General features: G+C 64.4%; 25 protein-coding genes. 12 read left to right on the plus strand and 13 right to left on the minus strand.

Going from position 1 to position 21,671, the window contains the following annotated elements:
- Window positions 1-8 precede the first annotated feature (8 nt).
- Entirely contained in the window at window positions 9-1,616 is a 1,608-nt protein-coding gene (locus tag CIT39_RS18290; RefSeq protein WP_094977820.1) for an acyl-CoA synthetase, read from the minus strand.
- On the opposite strand from CIT39_RS18290, the gene CIT39_RS18295 reads away from it, so the two are divergent.
- Complete coding sequence (locus CIT39_RS18295; protein ID WP_162308561.1) at window positions 1,615-2,502, plus strand: N-acetylmuramoyl-L-alanine amidase; 888 nt, start codon at window positions 1,615-1,617, stop codon at window positions 2,500-2,502. The genes CIT39_RS18290 and CIT39_RS18295 overlap by 2 nt on opposite strands.
- Before the next feature lie 15 nt (window positions 2,503-2,517).
- Here the strand turns inward: CIT39_RS18295 and CIT39_RS18300 are convergent, their stop codons facing one another.
- From CIT39_RS18300 to CIT39_RS18310, 3 genes are read right to left on the minus strand one after another with little or no spacing between them, the layout of a single operon-like run.
- Window positions 2,518-2,859 (minus strand): hypothetical protein, encoded by a 342-nt coding sequence (locus tag CIT39_RS18300; protein WP_094977819.1) that lies wholly within the window; start codon window positions 2,857-2,859, stop codon window positions 2,518-2,520.
- Between the two features lie 58 nt (window positions 2,860-2,917).
- Window positions 2,918-3,073, minus strand: coding sequence for a hypothetical protein (locus CIT39_RS18305; RefSeq protein WP_162308562.1), 156 nt, complete (start codon window positions 3,071-3,073; stop codon window positions 2,918-2,920).
- The gene (locus tag CIT39_RS18310) at window positions 3,046-3,186 is read right to left on the minus strand and encodes a hypothetical protein (protein WP_162308563.1); all 141 of its coding nucleotides are present in this window, start codon (window positions 3,184-3,186) and stop codon (window positions 3,046-3,048) included. The genes CIT39_RS18305 and CIT39_RS18310 overlap by 28 nt, the downstream gene beginning before the upstream one ends.
- 106 nt (window positions 3,187-3,292) lie before the next feature.
- On the opposite strand from CIT39_RS18310, the gene CIT39_RS18315 reads away from it, so the two are divergent.
- Both CIT39_RS18315 and CIT39_RS18320 read left to right on the plus strand, forming a co-directional pair.
- On the plus strand, window positions 3,293-3,652 hold the full coding sequence (locus CIT39_RS18315; protein WP_094977818.1) for a hypothetical protein: 360 nt from the start codon (window positions 3,293-3,295) through the stop codon (window positions 3,650-3,652).
- A 256-nt stretch (window positions 3,653-3,908) separates the two neighbouring features.
- Window positions 3,909-4,184 (plus strand): GNAT family N-acetyltransferase, encoded by a 276-nt coding sequence (locus CIT39_RS18320; protein ID WP_094977817.1) that lies wholly within the window; start codon window positions 3,909-3,911, stop codon window positions 4,182-4,184.
- A 60-nt stretch (window positions 4,185-4,244) separates the two neighbouring features.
- Here the strand turns inward: CIT39_RS18320 and CIT39_RS18325 are convergent, their stop codons facing one another.
- Window positions 4,245-4,628 (minus strand): DUF3597 domain-containing protein, encoded by a 384-nt coding sequence (locus CIT39_RS18325; protein WP_162308564.1) that lies wholly within the window; start codon window positions 4,626-4,628, stop codon window positions 4,245-4,247.
- Between the two features lie 335 nt (window positions 4,629-4,963).
- On the opposite strand from CIT39_RS18325, the gene CIT39_RS18330 reads away from it, so the two are divergent.
- Window positions 4,964-5,872, plus strand: a complete 909-nt coding sequence (locus CIT39_RS18330) for a DUF2189 domain-containing protein (protein ID WP_094977815.1) — start codon at window positions 4,964-4,966, stop codon at window positions 5,870-5,872.
- A 115-nt stretch (window positions 5,873-5,987) separates the two neighbouring features.
- Window positions 5,988-6,812, plus strand: coding sequence for a lytic murein transglycosylase (locus CIT39_RS18335; protein ID WP_094977814.1), 825 nt, complete (start codon window positions 5,988-5,990; stop codon window positions 6,810-6,812).
- A gap of 70 nt (window positions 6,813-6,882) precedes the next feature.
- On the opposite strand, the gene CIT39_RS18340 is transcribed toward CIT39_RS18335, so the two are convergent.
- Window positions 6,883-7,146 carry a hypothetical protein gene (locus CIT39_RS18340; protein ID WP_094977813.1) on the minus strand — a complete coding sequence of 88 codons (264 nt, stop codon included), beginning with the start codon at window positions 7,144-7,146 and terminating at the stop codon, window positions 6,883-6,885.
- A gap of 667 nt (window positions 7,147-7,813) precedes the next feature.
- Here CIT39_RS18340 and CIT39_RS18345 point away from each other — a divergent pair.
- The 5 genes from CIT39_RS18345 to CIT39_RS18365 all read left to right on the plus strand — a co-directional run bounded on the left by CIT39_RS18345 (window position 7,814) and on the right by CIT39_RS18365 (window position 12,542).
- Complete coding sequence (locus CIT39_RS18345) at window positions 7,814-7,966, plus strand: DUF1127 domain-containing protein (protein WP_007590701.1); 153 nt, start codon at window positions 7,814-7,816, stop codon at window positions 7,964-7,966.
- Between the two features lie 127 nt (window positions 7,967-8,093).
- Complete coding sequence (gene trmFO, locus CIT39_RS18350; RefSeq protein WP_094977812.1) at window positions 8,094-9,521, plus strand: methylenetetrahydrofolate--tRNA-(uracil(54)-C(5))-methyltransferase (FADH(2)-oxidizing) TrmFO; 1,428 nt, start codon at window positions 8,094-8,096, stop codon at window positions 9,519-9,521.
- Window positions 9,522-9,528: 7 nt separating this feature from the next.
- Window positions 9,529-10,623, plus strand: coding sequence for a serine/threonine protein kinase (locus CIT39_RS18355; RefSeq protein WP_094977811.1), 1,095 nt, complete (start codon window positions 9,529-9,531; stop codon window positions 10,621-10,623).
- A gap of 115 nt (window positions 10,624-10,738) precedes the next feature.
- On the plus strand, window positions 10,739-11,272 hold the full coding sequence (locus CIT39_RS18360) for a CAP domain-containing protein (RefSeq protein WP_244607604.1): 534 nt from the start codon (window positions 10,739-10,741) through the stop codon (window positions 11,270-11,272).
- Between the two features lie 91 nt (window positions 11,273-11,363).
- Entirely contained in the window at window positions 11,364-12,542 is a 1,179-nt protein-coding gene (locus CIT39_RS18365; protein ID WP_094977878.1) for an aminotransferase class V-fold PLP-dependent enzyme, read from the plus strand.
- A 59-nt stretch (window positions 12,543-12,601) separates the two neighbouring features.
- Here the strand turns inward: CIT39_RS18365 and CIT39_RS18370 are convergent, their stop codons facing one another.
- Window positions 12,602-13,063 (minus strand): cupin domain-containing protein, encoded by a 462-nt coding sequence (locus CIT39_RS18370; protein ID WP_094977809.1) that lies wholly within the window; start codon window positions 13,061-13,063, stop codon window positions 12,602-12,604.
- Window positions 13,064-13,191: 128 nt separating this feature from the next.
- On the opposite strand from CIT39_RS18370, the gene CIT39_RS18375 reads away from it, so the two are divergent.
- Window positions 13,192-14,745, plus strand: coding sequence for a winged helix-turn-helix domain-containing protein (locus CIT39_RS18375; RefSeq protein ID WP_094977808.1), 1,554 nt, complete (start codon window positions 13,192-13,194; stop codon window positions 14,743-14,745).
- A gap of 31 nt (window positions 14,746-14,776) precedes the next feature.
- On the opposite strand, the gene CIT39_RS18380 is transcribed toward CIT39_RS18375, so the two are convergent.
- The 6 genes from CIT39_RS18380 to yajC are packed head-to-tail and all read right to left on the minus strand — an operon-like array spanning window position 14,777 to window position 20,430.
- Window positions 14,777-16,021, minus strand: coding sequence for a threonine ammonia-lyase (locus CIT39_RS18380; protein ID WP_094977807.1), 1,245 nt, complete (start codon window positions 16,019-16,021; stop codon window positions 14,777-14,779).
- 45 nt (window positions 16,022-16,066) lie between these two features.
- Entirely contained in the window at window positions 16,067-16,930 is an 864-nt protein-coding gene (locus CIT39_RS18385) for a phytoene/squalene synthase family protein (protein ID WP_094977806.1), read from the minus strand.
- On the minus strand, window positions 16,927-17,310 hold the full coding sequence (locus tag CIT39_RS18390; RefSeq protein ID WP_094977805.1) for an Mth938-like domain-containing protein: 384 nt from the start codon (window positions 17,308-17,310) through the stop codon (window positions 16,927-16,929). Before CIT39_RS18390 ends, CIT39_RS18385 begins: the two co-directional genes overlap by 4 nt.
- A gap of 60 nt (window positions 17,311-17,370) precedes the next feature.
- Complete coding sequence (secF, locus tag CIT39_RS18395) at window positions 17,371-18,390, minus strand: protein translocase subunit SecF (protein WP_094977804.1); 1,020 nt, start codon at window positions 18,388-18,390, stop codon at window positions 17,371-17,373.
- A gap of 10 nt (window positions 18,391-18,400) precedes the next feature.
- On the minus strand, window positions 18,401-20,005 hold the full coding sequence (gene secD, locus CIT39_RS18400; protein WP_094977803.1) for a protein translocase subunit SecD: 1,605 nt from the start codon (window positions 20,003-20,005) through the stop codon (window positions 18,401-18,403).
- A gap of 47 nt (window positions 20,006-20,052) precedes the next feature.
- Window positions 20,053-20,430 carry a preprotein translocase subunit YajC gene (yajC, locus tag CIT39_RS18405; RefSeq protein WP_094977802.1) on the minus strand — a complete coding sequence of 126 codons (378 nt, stop codon included), beginning with the start codon at window positions 20,428-20,430 and terminating at the stop codon, window positions 20,053-20,055.
- A gap of 181 nt (window positions 20,431-20,611) precedes the next feature.
- Between yajC and CIT39_RS18410 the strand changes: the two genes are divergently transcribed.
- Window positions 20,612-21,604 (plus strand): ATP-binding protein, encoded by a 993-nt coding sequence (locus CIT39_RS18410; protein ID WP_094977801.1) that lies wholly within the window; start codon window positions 20,612-20,614, stop codon window positions 21,602-21,604.
- Window positions 21,605-21,671: the final 67 nt, after the last annotated feature.

Here is a 21,671-nt window from a genome sequence, read left to right on the forward strand (position 1 = left end):
GCCTGCACTCAGCCAGTCTTCATCGTGTCGAGATCGAGCAGCCCGCGCGCCTCGAGTTCGTCGCGCACCATGCGTTTCGGGATCTTGCCATAGCCCGACTTCGGCAGGGCCTCCCAGAAGAAGAAGCGCTTTGGCATCTTGTAGCGCGGTACCTTCGGCGACAGGAACGCGGCCATCTCCGCCTCGCTCACCGCCTTCTCGCCCTCGCGCGCCACGCACACGGCGACGCCGACCTCGCCCCAGGTCGCATCGGGCACGCCGAGCACGGCGACCTCACCTACCGCGGGATGCGTCAGGATCTTCTCCTCGATCTCGCGCGGATAGATGTTGGAGCCCCCGGAGATGTACATGTCGGAAGCACGTCCCGTGATGTAGACGAACCCCTCCTCGTCCATGTGGCCGAGATCGCCGGTGCGGAACCAGCCGTTGCGGAACGCCTTCGCGTTGGCTTCGGGATTGTCGTAATAGCCTGCGAGCACCGCCGGCCCGATCACGCAGATCTCGCCGCTCTGGTTGGCCGCGAGCTCGCGGCCCTCGTCGTCCTGGATCGAGACCTGCATGCCGGTACGCTCGAAGCCGCAGGTGCCAATCTTCGCGTGCGGGCCGTCCTCGGGATCGTGCAGCGCCGCCGGCAGCACGGTGATGTTGCCGGTGACTTCGCCGAGGCCGAAATACTGCACGATGACCTTGCCGAGTTTTTTCAGCGCGGTCTTCTGGTCCTCGCGATACATCGGCGCGCCCGCATAGATCACGTGACGCAGCGAGGAGTGATCGTATTTGTCGACGGCGGGATGCTCGACCATCATCTTCAGGATCGTCGGCACCGTGAAGAGATTGGCGACCCGATGCGTCTCGATCAGGCGGAACGCCTCGTTGATGTCGAACTTCTCGGTCGGCAACAAAACGGTGCAGACGCCGCGCGCGGTCTGCATCAGCTGATGCACGCCGGCGCCATGCGACAGCGGCGCCACCACCAGCGAGGCGTCATTCTCGGTGACGCCGGGGGTCAGATCGGCGAGATGGTTGGTGATCACAAAGCCCATCTGGCCGTGGGTCAGCACCGCGGCCTTGGAGCGGCCTGTCGTGCCCGAGGTGAAGAAGAACCAGCAGGGATCGTCGTGTTCGACGGCGACGTTCGCGAAATTGGCGCCGGCCTGCGAGGCAATGGCATCGGCAACCGACGTCTCGCCGAACGCAGCCTTGCCGTCGACGCTCCAGGTGAACTCCAGCGCGCCGCCCTTCACGGCCGCTGCGTGCTCGGGGAAATCGACATGGCACAGGAACGCCTTCGCGCCGGAAGCTTGCGCGAGATAGGTGACCTCGTCCGGCATCAGGCGGAAATTGGTAGGCACCCAGACCGCGCCGAGCCGGAACGCAGCGAACATCGAGACAAACATCTCGTCGCCATTCTTGGAATGGACCAGGATGCGATCGCCCTTGGCGATGCCGCGCGCGGCGAGCGCCGCCGCCAACGCCGAGACCTGCGCATCGATCTGGCGCCAACTCCAGGATATGTCACCCCAGACGAAACCGGGACGCGCGCCATGCCGCCGCGCATTCTGGGTCAGCATGTAAGCGAGATTCATGACGCGGCGGGACATGCGCAGGGGCTGCATGGGGATTCCTCTTCGGGGGCGGACGGCGCGCTGGCCGCCGGCTCATTGCAGCCCATTTATCGCCATCGCCCGCGCCGCTGCAAGGCAGCTTCGACATCAAACCTCAGCTGCTCTCAATCACCCGCATATCTCGCTGTGCTGCCGGAACGAGGCGTGGCAGCAGCGCCCATGTTTCTTGCAACGCGACAGTTTTCGCTCTACCATTTTAAGTTGCCAGACCGCCCGGACCTCCCGGCGCTTCGAAGAGAGCGGGCCCGTCCGGCACGCATTGCGACTGAAATTTTTTCAAACGTTTTTTTGGGAGAAGGTCATGGTGGAATGGAAGGGAATAGTTGGTACCGCCTATACTGCAGATGAGTTCGACAGCTACGCGCACGCTCTGCGATGGTCCGGATGGCGGCCTGCATTCATTGTTGTTCACAACACGGCGGTGCCAACACTCGCGCAGCGGCCCAATGGGTTTACGAAACAGCACATTCTAAACCTGGAGGGTTTTTACAGAGATCAGCAGCACTGGAAAGCCGGTCCGCATCTTTTCATCGACGATAGGCAGATCTGGGTGTTCACTCCCCTGACCATGTCAGGCGTCCATTCTCCCTCCTATAACAAGACTGCCCTGGGATTTGAAATGCTCGGCGATTACGACCGCGATGAATTCAATTCCGGTCGTGGATTGCGCGTTCAAAGGAACGCCGTCGCAGCGGTCGCGACGATGTCCGCGGTGCTCGGCCTCGATCCGGATACGATGAAAGTCCATAAGGAAGACCCGTTGACGACGCACGCCTGCCCGGGAAGAACCGTCGTGAAGAACAAGTTCATCGAAAAGGTGAAGGAGCTGCTCGCCGAGCGTCACGGCGGGGAACATCTCGATCCCGTGTCGTCGTGACGCCAGTTCTCGCGATCAGCTAACGGCGGGCGGGAGATCTTCGAGAAGCGGCCACAGCTCCTGGAGCGCCTCGTCCATGCACCAGAAGCTGTAGCCCCCGTAGCCCCGATGCTCGACGGCGGTGATGAAGTTTCGCGTGGCTGTCAGGCAAGCGTGCACGCTTGAGAATGGAATGTCACCCGTGATCGTCACGTTGCCAGTTGGCCTGTAACGATCCTGAAAGTTTCGTGCACCCTCGGCGATCTTGTAGTCATGACCCGATTTGTCCAGACGGGTGACGATGTTTTCGGTGCGATAGTACACCTGAGGACAATTGTCGTGCACATTGCTCAGGAACGGCTCGAACGGGAGGTCCATGTGAAGTGACGACTGGTCATGGCTCGACAGCGCGAGGCCACGATCGTGCGCCGCAAGGTCATGCGCGATCCGGGCCGCAATAGGTCGTCTCGCGATCACCGCATTTGGTCTCGCTGAAATCGACGATGTAATCGTCGCCGCCGTCACCGGTGAGATCGATCCTGCGTACCGTGTCGGGCGCAAAGATCACCTCGTCGCCGTCGTGGCGGTGCATTCGTCGTTGGCGCAGCGCAGCGCCTTCTGCACGCCCGGCGGATAGTCGGATGGATCGAACGGCTTGGCATCCTCGGCGCGCGCAGCGGAGACGAACAGAGCGAGCAGAAACATCAAACAGCGCATGCGCGTTTGTCGCCGGCGCCGCCGCGATCGTTCAGGGAAATTTAAACATGATCGGCGCACCCTCGCTCAGTTCTCGCGTACAGAGTGCCGCATCATGGTCAAAGCGCCCGCCTTCCTCCTGTTGTCGCTGGCGCTCGCCGGATGTGCCGTGGCTCCGCAGGCGCATCTGGCCTCCGATGCGGCCTTCAAGCCCGGCCGCTATGCCTGGGATGGCGCGGGCGTGGATCCCAATCGGCCGCTTGCAGCCTCACGACCAGCCCGCGCCGCCGCTCGATCCGAGCGCAACACATCACAGGCCGAACTTCAGAACCAGTCGAAGGAATGGTGGCAACCACAGGACGCCAGCGAGGCCGAGCAGGATGCCAGGGTCAACCGCTCCCTAGTCATCTGCCAGGGATGCCTGCGCCCGCCGCAGCAGCCCGAAGATTCCAGGCTCGCCAAAGCAGCCGATTGAGCAGACCGCCTTGTTACAGCGCTCCGAGCTTTGACCCGCTGGTCCGGCGTGCTGGTCGACCCCACGCAAGCCTCCTAGGTCGGGCCGCCCTCAGCCGCAGGCCGTCGCGGTCAGCGCGGCGAGCAGCACCATGAGACCGAGCCGGACACGCATTTTGCGGATATCTCCCCTGCAGCAACCTTGCTGGGTCGCACCTTGGCAAGGGCCGGTTCAGGCGCCTAGATCAGAGCAAAGCAGCACGTCGGAAGGATCTTGCATGGTGGCAACGGTACGGGACAACAAGGACAGGAGCCGCTTCGAGCTCGATGTCGGCAGCGACGTCGCCTTCGCCAATTACCGGCTGACCCCGACGGCGGTCATCATCACCCACACCGAGACGCCGCACGCGCTGCGCGGTCGCGGCATCGGCTCCGAACTGGTGAAAGGCGCGCTGGAGCTCATCCGCCGCGACGGCAAGAAGGTGATCGCTGGCTGCGGCTTCGTGGTCGACTATCTCGAGCAGCATCCGGAGGATGCGGATCTCGTCGCCTGAAAGCAAAAAGGGCCCGCGACAGGCGCGGGCCCTTGCGATCGCTTCTCAGCGACCGATCGGTCAGTGCTTGATCTCCGACGGCAGCTTGCCGCCATTGGCGGCGAGCTTGGACATCACCTGCTTGTGCAGCCAGACGTTCATGCTGGCCGAGTCGTTCATGTCACCGGTGTAGCCGAGTTCCTTGGCAAGGTCCTTGCGCGCAGCGAGGCTGGAATCGATGTCGAGCGCCTTCATGAGGTCGACGATCGAGGTACGCCATTCCAGCTTCTCGCCCTTGTGCGCGGCCACCGCCTTGTCGACGATTGCCGCCACGTCGACCGCCGCCATGGGCGCGGCGCCCGGTGCCGGCGCGGCTCCAGCGGGCGCCGCTGCGCCACCGGCGGGCGCGGCGGAAGCCGGCTGGCTGCCAAAGATCGCGCTCATGATTTTCCCGAAAATACTCATATCTGCTCCCCGAAAAGGATCCGTTGGAAGGGCCTTGAGTGGCACTTATAGACGAAGTTCCTGCGTTGCGCCCGCGCGTTCTGCGAACCATCAACCAGCATCAGCTTATCTGCGGCGAAATGACGGCCGAATGACATCGTCGAGGTTGCGATGCGGCATCGAATCTCACCCAAGCGTGAGGGACATGACTCGGAAATCAGCGTACGCTTCGACTTCAGCTCGCGATGCCTTCCGGAATTCGCGTCTGGCCGGGATCGCGGGACTTCAGAGAATGGCGGCCGCTCGCGCCGTTTGCCGGCGCCGGAGTCGGCCGCTCGGCAAGGGAGCTAGCGACCATGGCCACACTCTACCAGGGCAATGTCCCCACGATCGTCCAGACAACGGATGCGTCTGGACCGGTGATCCGAACCATCCAGCTGTCCGACCTGCAGGATGCGCTCAGGCGCGGCTGGGAAGATTTCAAGGCCGTGCCGAGCCACGCCATCATCCTCTGCGTGATCTATCCGGTGCTCGGCCTCGTGCTCGCCCGCATGGTCATGGGCTATTCGGTGCTGCCGCTGCTGTTTCCGCTCGCCGCCGGCTTCGCGCTGATCGGCCCCTTCGCAGCGCTCGGTCTCTACGAGCTCTCCAGCCGGCGTGAACGCTATGAGGAAGCCAGCGCCTGGAATGCGATGGAGGTACTGCGCTCGCCTTCGTTCGGGGCGATGCTCGGCCTCGGCGCACTGCTGCTCGCTCTGTTCGTGACCTGGGTTGCGACCGCGCAGGCGATCTATGTCGCGGCGTTCGGCTATGAGGGCGTCACCGGGATCTCGGACTTCACGACGCGCGTGCTGACGACGCAGCAGGGCTGGTGGCTGATCGTGGTCGGCTGCGGCGCCGGCTTCCTGTTCGCGCTCGCCGCGCTCTGCATCAGCGCCGTGTCGTTCCCGTTGATGCTGGACCGCCATGCCGGCGCGTTCGAGGCGATGAGCACCTCGCTGCGCGTGATCGCGAGGAACCCGGTGCCGATGGCCGCCTGGGGCGTGATCGTGGCAGTGCTGCTCGCGCTCGGCACGATCCCGGCCTTCCTCGGCCTTGCCGTGGTGATCCCCCTGCTCGGCCATGCCACCTGGCATCTCTACCGCAAGGTGATCGTCTCGGAGCCCGGTGCACGTCCGGCGCCGCCCCCGCCGCATCGTCCGCGCAAGCCGGCGGCCGACTTCCCGGCCAACCTCTTCCCCTGGCGTAACAAGAGCGACGCCTGACGATCTCGTGACATGCGATCCTGCCCATGCTTCGGCAGGATCGCACGCCTTGCTTTGGCCGCGGTTCCGACCGAGATTGCGCGCGCCGACCATCTCACGGAATTCATTACCTCGAATGACCTCGACGATTTCTCGTCTCGCTCTCGCAGCTTTCGCCCTTTCCGCGTCCATCCTGTCCGCCCAGCCGGCGTTCGCCGCGGTTGCCTGCGGCTCGGGCAATTTCGATGCCTGGCTTGCGGAGTTCAAAACCGACGCTGCGGCCAAGGGCATCTCACAACAGGCCATCGCATCGGGGCTCACCGGCGTGACGCTCGATCAGAGCGTGCTCAACCGCGACCGCTCGCAAAAGGTCTTCAGCCAGACCTTCGAGGAATTTTCCGGCCGCATGGTGCCACCACGCCTGGAGCGCGGCTCCAACAGGATGAAGCAATACGGCTCCGTGCTGTCGCGCATCGAACAGGCCTACGGCGTTCCCGGCGAGGTCCTGGTCGCGATCTGGGGCCTGGAGACCGATTTCGGCGTCAACACTGGTAAATTCGCCACGATCCGCTCGCTCGCAACACTGGCCTATGACTGCCGGCGCGCCGAGCAGTTTCGCGCCGAACTGCTGGATGCGCTGCGCATCGTCCAGCGCGGCGATCTCGCGCCGGCCGAGATGAAGGGCGCCTGGGCCGGCGAACTCGGCCAGACCCAGTTCATGCCGTCGTCCTGGATGAAATACGCCGTCGATTTCGACGGCAACGGCAAGCGCGACCTCTTGCACAACGCGCCCGACGTGCTCGCCTCCACGGCCAATTATCTCGCCGGCTATGGCTGGCAGAAGGGCAAGGATTGGCAGCCCGGCAGTCCGAATTTCGAGGTGCTGAAGCAGTGGAACAAGAGCGAGGTCTATTCCAAGACCGTCGCCTATTTCGCCACCCAGCTGGCGCGCGCCCCTTAAAGGCCCATCAACAAAAGCGTAGGGCCGATCGCCTGGCGACCGGCCCTCTCTCGTGCGTTTGCCTACCCGTTTACTTGCCCATCGTGGCGTGCATCGCCTTGTTCAGGTGCGTGCCGCACGCACCCATTTTGCCGTTGAGCATCGAATCCTGCGCGGAAGCGATCTCCTTCTGCGCGACGAGCTTGCCGTCACCGTCGGCCATGTTCTCGATCGCGGTCTCCGTCTTCTCCAGATTGGCCGAGCTGCAACCGCCCGCGGCATGCTTGGCGGCCTGGGCCGGCGCGACGACGAACGCGACGGCGGCAATTGCGATAACCCCGAGTAACTTCGTCATGACGTTACTTTCCTTCTCTTGTTCTTGGGCAGGCCCAGCGACATTGCCGGATTCTGCAAAATGACCTTCTCCGGGCGCGGCAACTTGTCGCAATAAATTCCCCGCGAGAATTGCGTGATGTTGCGCGCTACGCAGAGCCGCATGCGAAACTTCTGGTTTTCATTACATCCTGGTAATCATCGCCACACGCTTCGCGTGCGCGCGCGTGGCACTGCGCGCGAGGGAACAGCCCCGCCGCATTCCGCCGGCCACATTTGGACCGGGGAAGCCAACGGCGTCCCTTCCCCAGTCATGCAGACCATCAAACAGTGAATTTATGTTCACAATGGGAATCTTCTCACCATGCGAATCACGCATGACCGACTTGGGTGTACAAGCTAAGTGAGTGACTTGCCGACGACCCACACGCAACTTATTTCGGCTTTGACCGCGATCAATCGCCTGTATTTAAGCCATTGCTTTCACGGGAATTTATCGGCAGATCCGCGTCATTCAGCCCAACCCTTAGGCGGCACTGGCAAGAGGTTAAGCGTTCCTTACTTGCGGTATGCGCCATGCGCTTAGCTGCATCGCAACATCGGAACTTTCGCACTGCACCACTCTCACGTATATTCATTTCAACGATGAGGCTCGGGCAAGAGCTGAATCGAACTACAGGAGACTACCAATGCTGCTCTCGCTCATCCGCATGATCCAGGCCTTCCGGGACTATCAGCGCAATGTTGCCGAACTGTCCCAGCTCAGCGATCGCGAACTGGCCGATATCGGCCTCGATCGCTCGGACATCCCGCGCGTTGCCGCCGGTCAGTATCAGGGCTGATATCCTTCAACCCTTCACCGGAACGGACCGATAGCGCCCGCCTCGTGCGGGCGTTGTCGTATCTGGTGGCAGAAAACTCGATCTCGGCGATTCCACTCTCCGCCGAAAAGCGCTACCTGTCCGCCCCATGACAGGATCCCATTCCAACAGCGTGCACGTGATTGGCGCCGGCCTTGCCGGCTCCGAGGCCGCCTGGCAGGTGGCCAAGGCCGGCGTGCCCGTAGTGTTGCACGAGATGCGGCCGAGCCGCATGACCGAAGCGCACCGCACCGACGGGCTCGCCGAGCTCGTCTGCTCCAATTCGTTCCGCTCGGACGACGCCGCCAACAACGCCGTCGGCCTGCTGCATGCGGAGATGCGCCGGCTCGATTCGCTGATCATGCGCGCGGCCGACGCCAACCAGGTGCCCGCCGGCGGCGCGCTCGCCGTCGACCGTGACGGCTTCTCCGCGGCCGTCACCAAGGCGCTCAACGACCATCCCCTGATCCAGATCGCCCGCGGCGAGATTGCAGGCCTGCCGCCGGCCGAGTGGAGCAACGTCATCGTTGCGACCGGCCCCCTCACCTCCGCGCCGCTGGCTGATGCCATCCGCGAACTGACCGACGAGAACGCGCTCGCCTTCTTCGACGCGATCGCGCCGATCGTGCACCGCGAATCCATCGACATGTCGGTGGCTTGGTTCCAGTCGCGCTACGACAAGGTCGGCCCCGGCGGCACCGGCGCGGACTACATCAACTGCCCGATGACCAAGGAGCAGTATGACGGCTTCGTCGCCGCGCTAATGTCGGGCGAGAAGACCGAATTCAAGGAGTGGGAGACCAACACGCCCTATTTCGACGGCTGCCTGCCGATCGAGGTAATGGCGGAGCGCGGCCCCGAGACCTTGCGCCACGGACCGATGAAGCCAGTCGGCCTCACCAATCCGCACGATCCTACGACCAAAGCCTACGCGATCGTGCAGCTGCGCCAGGACAACAAGCTCGGCACGCTCTACAACATCGTCGGCTTCCAGACGAAATTGAAATACGGCGAGCAGCAGCGCATCTTCCGCACCATCCCCGGGCTGGAGAATGCAGAGTTCGCCCGTCTCGGCGGCCTGCATCGCAACACCTTCCTGAACTCGCCGAAGCTGCTCGACGGCCAGCTGCGCCTGCGTGCGCAGCCGCGGCTGCGCTTCGCCGGCCAGATGACGGGCTGCGAGGGCTATGTGGAATCGGCCAGCGTCGGCCTGATTGCCGGTCTCTATGCAGCAGCGGACGCGCGCGGCGAGACGCTTGTCGGCCCGCCGGGGACGACCGCGCTGGGATCGCTGCTCGGCCACATCACCGGCGGCCATATCGAGACCATCGAGCCCGGCACACGGTCGTTCCAACCGATGAACATCAATTTCGGTCTATTCCCGCCGCTTGCGAGCGTGCCGACGAAGAAGCCCGACGGCACACGCTTGCGCGGCAACGAGAAGACGGTGGCCAAGAAACAGGCGATGAGCGCTCTCGCACTCGCCGATCTCGATCGCTGGATCGCCGATCATTTGCGCATGCCCGCAGCCGCGTGAGTTTGCAATGAGCCTCCCCAAAGACGACGCCGCGACGCTCTCGGCGCGCTGGACCGAGGGCGTGCTGCTCAAGCGCGACGTGTTCTCGACCGTCGAGCGCGGGCGGTTCCGCGGCGAGAGCGGCGAGGTCGATGCCGTGCTGCGCCGGCTCGACGAGGTGCCGTGGTGGTCGTTCCCTCTGGCCCGCCATCTGTTCGCCCGCGAGAAGCACGCTCTGGCGCTCGCCAAGGGGCTGAATGTCGGACCTGAGCTGCTGTGGGCCGGACGCCGTGCGCTGGTGCGCGGCTTCGTTGACGGCGTCGCTTTGCATCTGGCAAAGCCGCATGGCGACCTCGCCTATTTCCGTTCGGCCAAGGCGGCGCTGCGTCGGCTGCGCCGCGCCGGTATCTGCCACAACGATCTTGCCAAGGAGCAGAACTGGCTGGTCGGCCGCGACGGCCTCGCCTATGTCACCGACTTCCAGCTCGCCGCCTGCTTCAACCGGCACGGCCGGCTCTATCGCATCCTCGCCTACGAAGACCTCAGGCATCTGCTCAAGCACAAGCGTTCCTACGCGCCCGAGGCGCTGACGCCGCGCGAGCGTAAGATCCTCGCCAAGAAGTCGTTTGCCGCGAGCCTGTGGCTCGCCACCGGCAAGAAAGTCTATCGTGCCATTACGCGCGGGCTGTTCAACTTCACCGACCGCGAGGGCGGCGGTCGCAGGCTGGTCAACGACGCACCGGTGCTGACCGAGTTGATCCGGAAGAATCCGGCCGTGCGCGACACCGCCATCGTCGCTTTTGCCGACCGTCGCTCCGGCGTCGGGCTCTACGCTTTCGTCGAAGCCGATCAGGTCACGCTCGAAGGCCAGTTGCGGAACGACCTTTCAGCCGCCAAGGGGCCGAAACCGCCGGAGCACATCCAGGTGGTGCACGCGCTGCCACGCGACGCCAGCGGCAAGCCGCGCACCGAGATCCTGCAACTGGTTGCCATGAACCAGCTCGACCTGATCGAGCCGATGATCAAGAACGACCAGGATCGCGCGTTCCTCAAGGACATTCTGGAACAACGGAAAAACCTGCGCGACCGCTTCAATTTCGAGGCGGATTTGCCGACGAGCTGACGGGCCGGATCGCGCCTTGAAGCGTCCACATTGGCGATAGAGAAGCGGTCGGAGAATTGGGGGCGGTGGAGTCATGCGCAGGCAGTGGACAATGACGCGTGGTGGGATTGGCGCAATGATCGCCGGCCTTCTGCTGCTGAACGCCACAGCCGCAATGGCGGACTCGCCGGCCGAGCTGATCTCGGGCTTCCGCCTCAAGCACGGCGAAGTCCGCGTCGTCCGCGATTCGACCCTCGATCGCATCGCCATGGACCAGGCCCGCGCGATGGCGGCAAAGGACGACCTCAGCCACGACGCGCTCGGCCCTTTCAACCGCCGCGTCGCACCGGCTGGCGCGGGCCGGGCCGCCGAGAACATCGCCTACGGCTACGATAATTTCGAGAAGACGCTGGGCCAGTGGATCGACTCGTCCGGTCACCGCAAGAACCTGTTGCTGCACAACGCCTCCCGCGTCGGCATCGCAAGTGCGAAAAATGCGAGCGGCAAACGTACCTATTGGGCGATGGTGATCGCCGGCGATTACGAGCCGAAAGGCAAGGGCAAGAAAAAGGACAAGGAGCCGCTGGTTGCCGTAAAACGCGAGGCTGCGCCCGCAAGCAAACCGAAGTCCAGCAACTGCCACGTCAAGCTGCTCGGCCTCTGCATTTGAGATCCTGCCAGCCTCCGCGGCCTTACGTCTTGCTCGGCCCCTTCGGCGCATCTAATTCAAGCATCAGGGATCGCGAGAAGTGGAGGAGTTGGTGATCGACATCGACCAAATTCGGTCCGACACGCCGGCCGCCAGCCGGCTCGCCTACCTCCACAACGCAGGCGCGGCTCTGATGCCGACCTCCGTTGTCGAGGCGATGAAGCAGCATATCGATCTGGAAAGCCAGATCGGAGGCTATGCCGCCGCCGATCGCGAGGCCGACCGGCTCCAAGCGGTCTACGGCTCGGTGGCGCGTCTGCTCAATGCCGCGCCCGACGAGATCGCGCTGGTGGAAAACGCGACGGTCGCGTGGCAGATGGCGTTCTACGCGCTTCCGTTTCGCAAGGGCGACCGCATTCTAACCGCCGAGGCGGAATACGCGGCCAACTATGTCGCCTTTCTTCAGGTCGCCAAGAGGACAGGCGCGACGATCGACGTCGTGCCGAGCGATGCCACAGGCGAGCTCGACATCCACGCGCTCGAACGCATGATCGATGCGCGCGTCAAGCTGATCGCGATCACCTGGGTCCCGACCAATGGCGGGCTGACAAATCCGGCGGCAGCGGTCGGCAAGATCGCGCGGGCGCACGGCATTCCCTATCTGCTCGACGCCTGCCAGGCGGTCGGCCAGATGGCGGTCGATGTCGAAGCCCTCGGCTGTGACATGCTGTCGGCCACGGGTCGCAAATTCCTGCGCGGCCCCCGCGGCACCGGATTTCTCTACGTTCGCCGCGCGACGCTGCAACGGCTCGAGCCGCCGATGATCGATCACTTTGCGGCGCCCTGGGTCTCACGCGATGAATATCGGCTTCGCGACGACGCCCGCCGCTTCGAGACCTGGGAAAACAATTACGCGGCAAGGCTCGGGCTCGGCGCTGCCGTCGATTACGCCTTGAAGATCGGCATCGCCCCGATCGAACAACGCTGCCGCATGCTTGCCGGCCGTCTTCGCAGCGGCCTCGCGGCCCTCGCCGGCATCACCATTCGCGACCTCGGACGTGCGCCGGGTGCCATCGTCAGCTTCACCCTGGACGGGCACGAGGCGGACGCAGTTGTCGCCAGTGCCGCGGCAGCCGGCATCACCATTGGCGCTTCAGATCCGTCGAGCACGCGCATCGATGCCGAACTTCGCTCATTGCCGCATGTCGTGCGGGCGTCACCGCATTATTACAATACGGAAGCCGAGATCGATCGACTGATCGCTCATGTTGCGAATTTGACGCCGCGATAAACCGAAATAGGTTTGGGCGCTCGGATCGACTCCAAACTGCCGTCGCCATGGCGCCGATCTCACGCTCTCGTTGTCAGAGCGGATAGTTGATCAGTGTCGAAACGTGCCCGCAACTCGCTGATTGCTTTCGCGTCTGGCGTTCCGCTCGCGGTCAGCTTGGCCAACTCCTCGAAGTAATGTTCGTGCCCCGGCGGTGACACGGTCATCAAAACGCGCGCGGGCTCCTCACTGACATTGGTGATGTTGTGGGGCAACCCCGGCGGAATAAAAAGATAGGTCCCGGGCCGGGCCCGGACGACCTCGTCGCCGACGTGCCATTCGCATTCGCCTTCGAGCATATAGAAGGTTTCCTCCTGCACCCGATGAACGTGACGGCCCGTGGCAAACCCCGGCGGGATCGTCCAGTCGAACATGCTGGTGTGCTGAGTGTCCTCCCCGGTCACCAGGAAGGTCATGGGATGGCCGCGCAGCGTGATGCCCCTGTTCTCGCCGGGCCTGCGGATGACTGGTTTCGCGTTCATAGGGACCTTCCATGGCTCGTTGCAGCTTCGCGTGAATGGCGAACCATGGTGCTGCGACGGTCTCGGAAAGTCCCAAAACCATTCGGAAAACATTGCAAAGGACCTGCAAAATATGTCCTTCTTCGGTAATGGCCGCGATCCTTGAATTTGGTCCATTCCGCATCGATGTCGACGCGGGGATCTTGTTCCACGGTGCCGAGCCCACCCCACTCGGCCAGCGCGCTGTGCTGCTGCTGGCCTTGCTGGTCCGGCGGGGCGGCGCGCCGGTGTCCAAGGACGCCCTGATCGAAGCAGCTTGGCCTGCCCTGGCGATCGAGGAAAGCAATCTGACCGTCCAGATCGCAGCTGTGCGGCGCATCATGGCCGCAATCTCCGGAGAGGCGGGCTGGATCGAGACCCTGCCACGGCGCGGCTATCGATACATTGGTCCAGCCGCCACGACGCTCGATCCAGACTGCGCAACCGCGGCCCGCGAGCAGCCGCCACTGCCCCTGCCCGACCGTCCGTCAATCGCGGTATTGCCCTTTGCAAACCTGAGCGGCGATGCCGAGCAGGACTACTTTGCCGATGGGATGGTTGACGACATCATCACCGGCCTGTCGCGCATCAACTGGCTGTTCGTGATCGCGCGGAATTCGACGTTCATCTACAAGGGCGCTGCGGTGGACGTGAAACAGATAGGCCGCGAGCTCGGCGTCCGATACGTGCTGGAAGGCAGCGTCCGGAAAACCGGCGCGATGGTGCGTATCACCGGGCAGCTCATCGACGCATCGACCGGAATGCATGTATGGGCCGATCGCTACGACCGAAGGTCCGAAGACGTTTTCGCGCTTCAGGACGACATCGCCCTCTCAGTGGTCGGCGCCATTGCCCCAAGCCTGCGGCGCGCCGAGATCAACAGGGTCAAACGCAAGCGACCCGAGAGCCTCGACGCCTATGATATCGTCCTGCGGGCGCAACCGGATGTCGATTCCGGCATGCCGGAACAGGTCAGGCAGGCACTTTCGCTGCTCGACCGGTCGATCGCCCTCGAACCGGATTATGCGCTGGCGCACGGCAACGCCGCAATGTGCCATCATTGCCTATTCCTTCGGGCCGGCTTGCAGGAGGCCAATCGCGAGGCCTCGATCCGCCACGCACGCTCGGCCATCGCCCACGGCCAGGACGACGCGCTTGCCCTTACGCTCGCGGGCTTTTCGATCGGCATGGACGGGCACGACCGCTCCGCAGCATTCGTCGCGTTCGAGGCCGCGCTCGCCATCAGCCCGTCATCGGCGCTGACCTACATCCTCGGCAGCGTCGTGCTCGGCTGGGGCGGAGATCCCGACCGAGCCATCGAATGGAGCGAACAAGGCCTACGGCTCAGCCCGTTCGATTCTTGGGCTTTCGCAGCATTTGACGCCCAGGCTCTCGGGCACTTCCATCGCGGCCGATATGAGGAGGCGTGCCGCGCCGCTTACCGCTCGGTTCAAGCCAATCCTCGCCACAGCATCACCTATGTGCAATTGGCCGCGGCGCTGGCAAGGCTTGGACGATTGCAGGAGGCGAAGGCGGCGGCCGCGCGGGTGCTGGAGCTGCACCCGTCGTTCCACTACGGCCGTCAATTTCAGGGCGTCAACTGCGCGCCAGCGCTGGCCTCCTCACTTGGCGAAGCCCTCCGCATTGCAGGCCTTCCGGAGTAGCACTCAGCTCGGCCTGACGTCGGCGTGTCACTCAAGTGCAGCGCGCGCTCAAGCCGGAGGCGCTGAGCTTCGCCATCACCTCGTCGAGATGGGCGCTGTCGCGGGTCTCGATGACGAGCTGCAGCAGTGTCGCCTTGGCCGGCAGGTCGGAGAAGGTCCGCTGGTGCGAGACCTCGATGATGTTGGCGCCGGCTTCGGCGAGCAGCGCGGCCACTGCGGCCAGTTGCCCGGGCCTGTCAGGGATATCGAGCGAGAGCTGGGTCAACCGTCCCTCGCGCGCGAGTTCGCGCGTGAGGACGGATGCGATCAGCCGCGTGTCGATATTGCCGCCGCTCAAGACGAGGCCCACCTTCTGGCCCGCGAAGCGGGAGGGATCCGACATCAGCGCGGCGAGGCCGGCGGCGCCAGCGCCCTCGACGACCGTCTTCTCGATCGAGATCAGGGTCGCGACCGCGCGCTCCAGCTCGGCTTCGTTGACGAGCGCGATGTCGTCGACGAGGCGGCGGACGATCTCGGTGGTGATCTTGCCGGGCGATTTCACCGCGATGCCTTCGGCCAGCGTATCGCCGCGCGCCGGCAGATTGCCGGCATGGATGGCATTGTACATCGACGGATAGAGCCAGGCCTCAACGCCCAGGATTCGCAGCGACGGCTTGATCGATTTCGCGGCGATGCCGATGCCGCTGATCAGGCCGCCGCCGCCGATCGGCACGACCAGCGTGTCGAGCTCCGGCACGGCCCTCATCATCTCCAGCCCGATCGTGCCCTGCCCCGCGATGACAAGCGGATCGTCGTAGGGATGGACGAAGATCATGCCTCGCGCTTCGCCGTGGCTGCGCGCGAATGCGGCCGCCTCCTCCAGCGTCGCGCCGGTGACGACCACCTCCGCGCCGTGATGCCGGGTGTTCTCGACCTTCACCATGGGCGTGCCGACCGGCATGACGATGGTGGCGGGAACGCCGAGCCGCTTGGCGTGATAGGCCACGCCTTGCGCGTGGTTGCCCGCCGACATCGCGATCACGCCCCGTGCGCGCTCCTCCGGCGTCAGCGCGGTGAGACGGTTGAGCGCGCCCCGCTCCTTGAACGAGGAGGTGAACTGGAGGTTCTCGAATTTGAGCCAGATCTCGCAGCCGCAGATGCTGCTCAGCGTGCGGCTGTAGCTGCAGGGCGTCTCGACGACGGCGCCCCTGATCGTTTCGGCGGCGGCGGCAATGTCGCTTGGGGCGACTGGCAAACCGCTGAGATCGAAGGGCGAGGTTTGGGACAATTCAGCCATGGGACAGCATAGGGCATTTGGCCGGCTCAGGCGATAAGCCAGCCGCTATTTGGTAAACTCACGCGACCGCGAAGCCCGCCACAGCGTCCACAGCGTGCGCAGCCGGGACGATTGCCTCGGCGTAAACGGATTGCGCCCGGGTTGTGACAGGAGCGCGAGGTCGGCCCGTACCTCCGCGAGTGGCAGAAATGCTGCCCGAGCCGCTGGCGGCACCTCCGCCAGCAACGACAGGGCCGTAGCCAGATGCTGCCTCGCTTCGCCCGCGAGCTGCTCCAGCACGGCGCGCAGGTTCGGCGTGTCCTTGCCGGCAAACACGTCCTCGATGTCGCAATCGTGGCCCGCCAGCAGCTGCTGCGGCACAAACATCTGCCGGTGCGCGGCATCGCGCGGCAGAGTCGTGATGATTTGCACGATGCCTTGCGCAAGCCCGGCATGACGGGCGATATGTTCAACGGCCTCCGAGGGCTGCGTCATGATACGGGCCGCGAGAACGAACAGCGCCGATGAGGTCGCGGCCAGATAGCCTTCCAGCACCGTCAGCGTCGGCATCGGGTCGTTGTAGAGGTCGAACTGGTGCTCGTCGACGAGCAGCGACAGCGGCTCGACCGGCAAATCGAAATCACGGATCGCGCGCAGCAGCTCGGCTGCGACCGGATTGCCCTCGGCACTGCCGTGGACCACGCCCGATAACAGATCGGTCCACCATTGAAAGCGGATCTCGCCGGGCAAGGGTTGGCTCACCTGGTCGCGGACGCGGACGATCTCGACATTGAAGGCGTAGAGCGCCAGCAGCGCGCGGCGCTCGGCAGCGGGCGCGAACAACGTCGCGGCATAGCGCGGGAAGTCGTGGCTGCGCACGAGATCGGCGCAGAAGGACAAATTGTCGGGCGGAGCTGCGGCGGCGTTCATGGCACGGCGATCAGCGCAGCCGCAACCCGCCGCCGTTCGCCGATCATGATGTTGTAGGTGCGCACGGCGGGGCCGGTCTGCATCGTGTCCAGTACCACCATCACCGCCTTGAGCGCCTGGCGCAGCGCCGGCGGCGGCAGCCAGACCCCGGTTCCGGTGCCGATCAGAAGCGTGTCGATGCTGTTGGCGGCCGTGAACACCCGGTCCAGCGAATAGCGGTCAATCTTCTGGGGATCCGTCACGTCCCAGGCCCAGATCGCGTCGGGGAGACACAGCAGCGAGCCCCGATGCGACATGCCGGCAAAGGCGAAGCCGCCCTTGCCATAGGCTTCGATCGGCGCCGAGCGCGGGAAATGGGGAGCGTTGGGATCGCCGGCCATGAGCTTGGTCCGAATGGGCTTACTGCCCTCGCAAACGCCTGCGAGGGCATGCGGTTCGGATCATGCCTTGTTTTTCTTCGCCGGCGCAGCCGTATCAGGCGCATCCTCGCGGTGCTCGCCGACGCCGAGATAGATCAGGATCGGCGCCGCGATGAAGATCGAGGTGTAGGTGCCGACCAGCACCACGCCGAACATCATCACCGCGGTGAAGCTGTGGATGGCGTGCCCGCCGAACAGGAGCAGCGCCAGCAGCGCCAGCGTCACCGTGAAGTGGGTGATGATCGAGCGCGACAGCGTCGAGTTGATGGACTCGTTGAGCAGCTGCGGCATCGGCATCTTCTTGTAGCGCCGCAGCATTTCACGGATACGGTCGTAGATGACGACGGTGTCGTTGAGCGAATAGCCCAGAATGGTCAAAAGCGCAGCGATGCTGGTCAGGTCGAAATCGACCTGGCTGATCGACATGAAGCCGATCGTCAGCACGATGTCGTGCACGTTGGCGATCATGGCGCCGAGCGCGAACTGCCATTCGAACCGGAACCAGAGATAGATCAGGATCGAGACGATCGCGAGCATCAGGCCGAGCATGCCGTAAGCCAGAAGCTCGCCGGCGACGCGCGGACCGAGCACCTCGACGCGGCGGTACTCGATGGAATCACCGAGCGCGGTACGGACTTTCTGCACGGCATCCTGCTGCGCCTTGTCGCCGCCGGGCTGTTCGGCAACGCGGATCAAGACGTTCTCGGGGCCGCCGAACTGCTGCAGTTGCACTTCGCCGAGCCGCAAGCCATCCAGCGTCCTTCGCATCGCCGCGATGTCGGCGGCGCCGGACTTGGCCCGCACCTCCAGCAGCGTGCCGCCCTTGAAGTCGATACCGAGGTTCAGGCCGTGGGTGAAGAACAGCGTGATGGCGAGGATCGACAGCGCCGCCGAGATGGGGAAGCTGATCCGGCGGAAGCGCGTGAAGTCGAAATGGGTATCGTCCGGAACGATCCGCAGCGATGGCAGCCAGCCAAAGGCTGCGACCACGGTGAGAATGGCGATGAGGACGCCGAGCCCGATGAGAACGGTGTGAGTCACGATCAGGCTCCTAGATCGGCACGCTCTGCGGCCGCTTCCACCGCACCCACCAGGCGACGATCAGCCGGGTCATGGTGAAGGCGGTGAACACCGTGGTGATGATGCCGATGCCGAGCGTCACGGCAAAGCCGCGCACCGGGCCGGTGCCGATGTAGAACAGCACCGCGGCGGCAATGAAGGTGGTGATGTTGGAATCGAGAATGGTCGCCAGCGCCCGCCTGAAGCCGGCGTCGATCGCCGAGATCGCGTTGCGGCCGCCGCGCAGCTCCTCGCGGATACGCTCGTAGATCAGCACGTTGGAGTCGACCGCGATGCCGACGGTGAGCACGATGCCGGCGATGCCGGGCAGCGTCAGCGTGGCGTTGAGCAGCGACAACAGGCCGAAGATCATGGCGACGTTGATGGCCACCGCGATGTTTGCGAACACCCCGAACAGCCGGTAGGTCAGCAGCATGAAGACGATGACAAGGATCGAGCCGACATAGGCCGCCAGTTCGCCCTTCTCGATCGAGTCCTGGCCGAGGCCCGGACCGACGGTGCGCTCCTCGACCACGGTCAGCGGCGCCGGCAGCGCGCCGGCGCGCATCAGGATTGCGAGATCGTTGGCGGACTGGACCGTGAAGCTGCCGGAGATCTGTCCCTGCCCGCCCGTGATGGGCTCGTTGATCCGGGGCGCGGAGATCACCTTGTTGTCGAGCACGATCGCGAAGGGCAGCCCGACATTCTCTTGCGTGGCCTGCGCGAACTTGCGCGCGCCCGACGTATTGAACTTGAAGCTGACGACCGGCTCACTCGTACGCTGGTCGAAGGTCGCCTGGGCATCGATCAAATCGCCGCCGGCAACCAGCACCTGCTTCTTGACCACATAGGGCGTCGGCGGCGGCGACGCGCTCATCAGCAACTCGGAGTCCGGCGGCAACTTGCCCTGTTGCGCCTGGTCCGGCGACACGGTCGTGTCGACCATGCGGAATTCCATCTTCGCGGTCTCGCCGAGCAGCTTCTTCAGGCGCGTCGGATCCTGAAGACCCGGCACCTGCACCAGGATGCGGTCATTGCCCTGGCGCTGGATCACGGGCTCGACGGTGCCGAGCTCGTTGACTCGGCGCTCGACGATCTGGATCGACTGCTCGATGGTCTTGCGCATGCGGTCGAGCATCGCGGCCTGTGGGACGGTCAAGCGAATCAGGCTGCCGCCGGCATCGGTCACCTCGAGGTCGCGCTGACCGCTGGATCCCATCAGGCCGCCCAACGGCTGGGACAGCTCGCGCAGCTTGGCGAGCGCAGCCTGAACGTCGGTCTCCTTGGTGATGCGAACCTCGGCCGCGTCGTTGCGCACGGTGACGCCGCCGGTGAAGCCGATCTTGGCATCGCGCAGCGTCCGGCGAACGTCGTCACGAACCTGGTCGAGCCGCTCCTTCTTCACATAGGCGGAATCGACCTCGAGAAGCAGATAGGAGCCGCCCTGGAGATCGAGGCCGAGCACGAGCCGGCGCTGCGCCCAGGCGGGCCAGGTCTTGACCTGCGCCTCGGGGAAGAAGTTCGGGACCGCGCAGAGGCACACGATCAGCGCCGTCAGGATGATCCCGAGCGCCTTCCACCGCGTGAAATACAACATCGACTGGACCTGTCAGATCAGGAGACTTGAAATGCTCGCGGACGCGCTCACTTCGACGCGGCGTCGTCCTTGGCGCTATCCTTCGCGCTTTCCTTGGATTCCTTGGCCGGCTCGCCCTTGGCGCGCACGCCGGAGACCATCGAGCGCATCTGACGCACCCGCACGCCGTCGGCGATCTCGAACTCGATCTGGTCGTCGTCGACGACCTTGGTGACCTTGCCGACGAGGCCGCCCGAGGTCACGACGGTGTCGCCGCGGCGGATGTTCTTCACGAGATCGGCGTGGTCCCGGACCTTCTTCTGCTGCGGACGCAGAATCAGGAAGTACATGATCACGAAGATCAGGGCGAACGGCAGCAGCGACATCAACATGCTGTTGGTGTCGCCGGCGCCCGCGGCCTGGGCATACGCAGGGGTAATCAGCATTCGGACGATCCTCGTGAGAACGGGGGAAAGCCGGTCAGGCCCTCAAAGGCGACCGGCTCGGTCAAATTCGCGCGGACTATAGCGGCCATTGTCCCAATTGCAACGCTGCCAGACCGCTCATTTGGCCACCTTGCGGCGCGACGTCAGGCCCGATAAGGCTGCATTCTCAGGAACTTCGGACATGCCCAGAAAACCCAGCAAAAGCCCGGCCGGCAAAGGCCCACGCACCCCTGCCCGCAAGCCCGCCCTCGTCGCGGCAAAACGCCCCAAGGGGACGACCAAAGGGACCGTCAATGCATCCCCGGACCTCTCGCAGGAGCGCATCGTCCGCGCGCTGGAGACCATTGCGGCGCACCTCTCCGCCCAGGGCAAGCCGGCCCTCGAACGCGAGTCGTTCAAAGAGGCCGATGCCTATGTCTGGCACCCCGACGGACGCCTCGCCGCGGTGCCGCGGGTCAGCCGCGTCGAGCTGTTCCTGCTCAAGGGCGTCGACCGGATGCGCGACATCCTGATGGAGAACACCGAGCGCTTCGCCAACGGCCTGCCCGCCAACAACGCGCTGCTCTGGGGCGCGCGCGGCATGGGCAAGTCGTCGCTGGTGAAGGCCGCGCATGCCAGCATCAATGCGGAGCGAAAGCCGGCCGACAGGCTGAAGCTGATCGAGATCCACCGCGAGGACATCGAGAGCCTGCCGATGCTGATGGAGAAGCTCCGGGACGCCAGCTTCCATTTCATCGTGTTCATCGACGACCTCTCTTTCGACGGCAATGATGCGTCCTACAAATCGCTGAAGGCGGTGCTCGAAGGCGGCATCGAGGGCCGGCCGGAGAATGTGATCCTCTACGCCACCTCGAACCGCCGTCATCTGCTGGCGCGCGACATGATCGAGAACGAGCGCTCGACCGCGATCAATCCCGGCGAAGCCGTTGAGGAGAAGGTGTCACTGTCCGATCGCTTCGGCCTCTGGCTCGGCTTCCACCGCTGCAGCCAGGACGAATACCTCGCCATGGTGCGCGGCTATTGCAGCCATTTCGGCGTCAAGCTCGACGACGAAGCGCTGGAGCGCGAGGCGCTGGAATGGTCGACCACCCGCGGCTCCCGCTCGGGCCGCGTCGCCTGGCAATTCGTGCAGGAGCTGGCGGGCCGCCTCGGCGTGAAGCTGACGGCGAAGTAGCGGACCGTTTCGCCTCCCCCACAACTGTCATTCCCCGCGCAGGCGGGGAATCCAGTACACCGCGGCT

The sequence above is a fragment of the Bradyrhizobium symbiodeficiens genome, assembly GCF_002266465.3.
GTDB classification, from domain to species: Bacteria; Pseudomonadota; Alphaproteobacteria; order Rhizobiales; family Xanthobacteraceae; genus Bradyrhizobium; species Bradyrhizobium symbiodeficiens.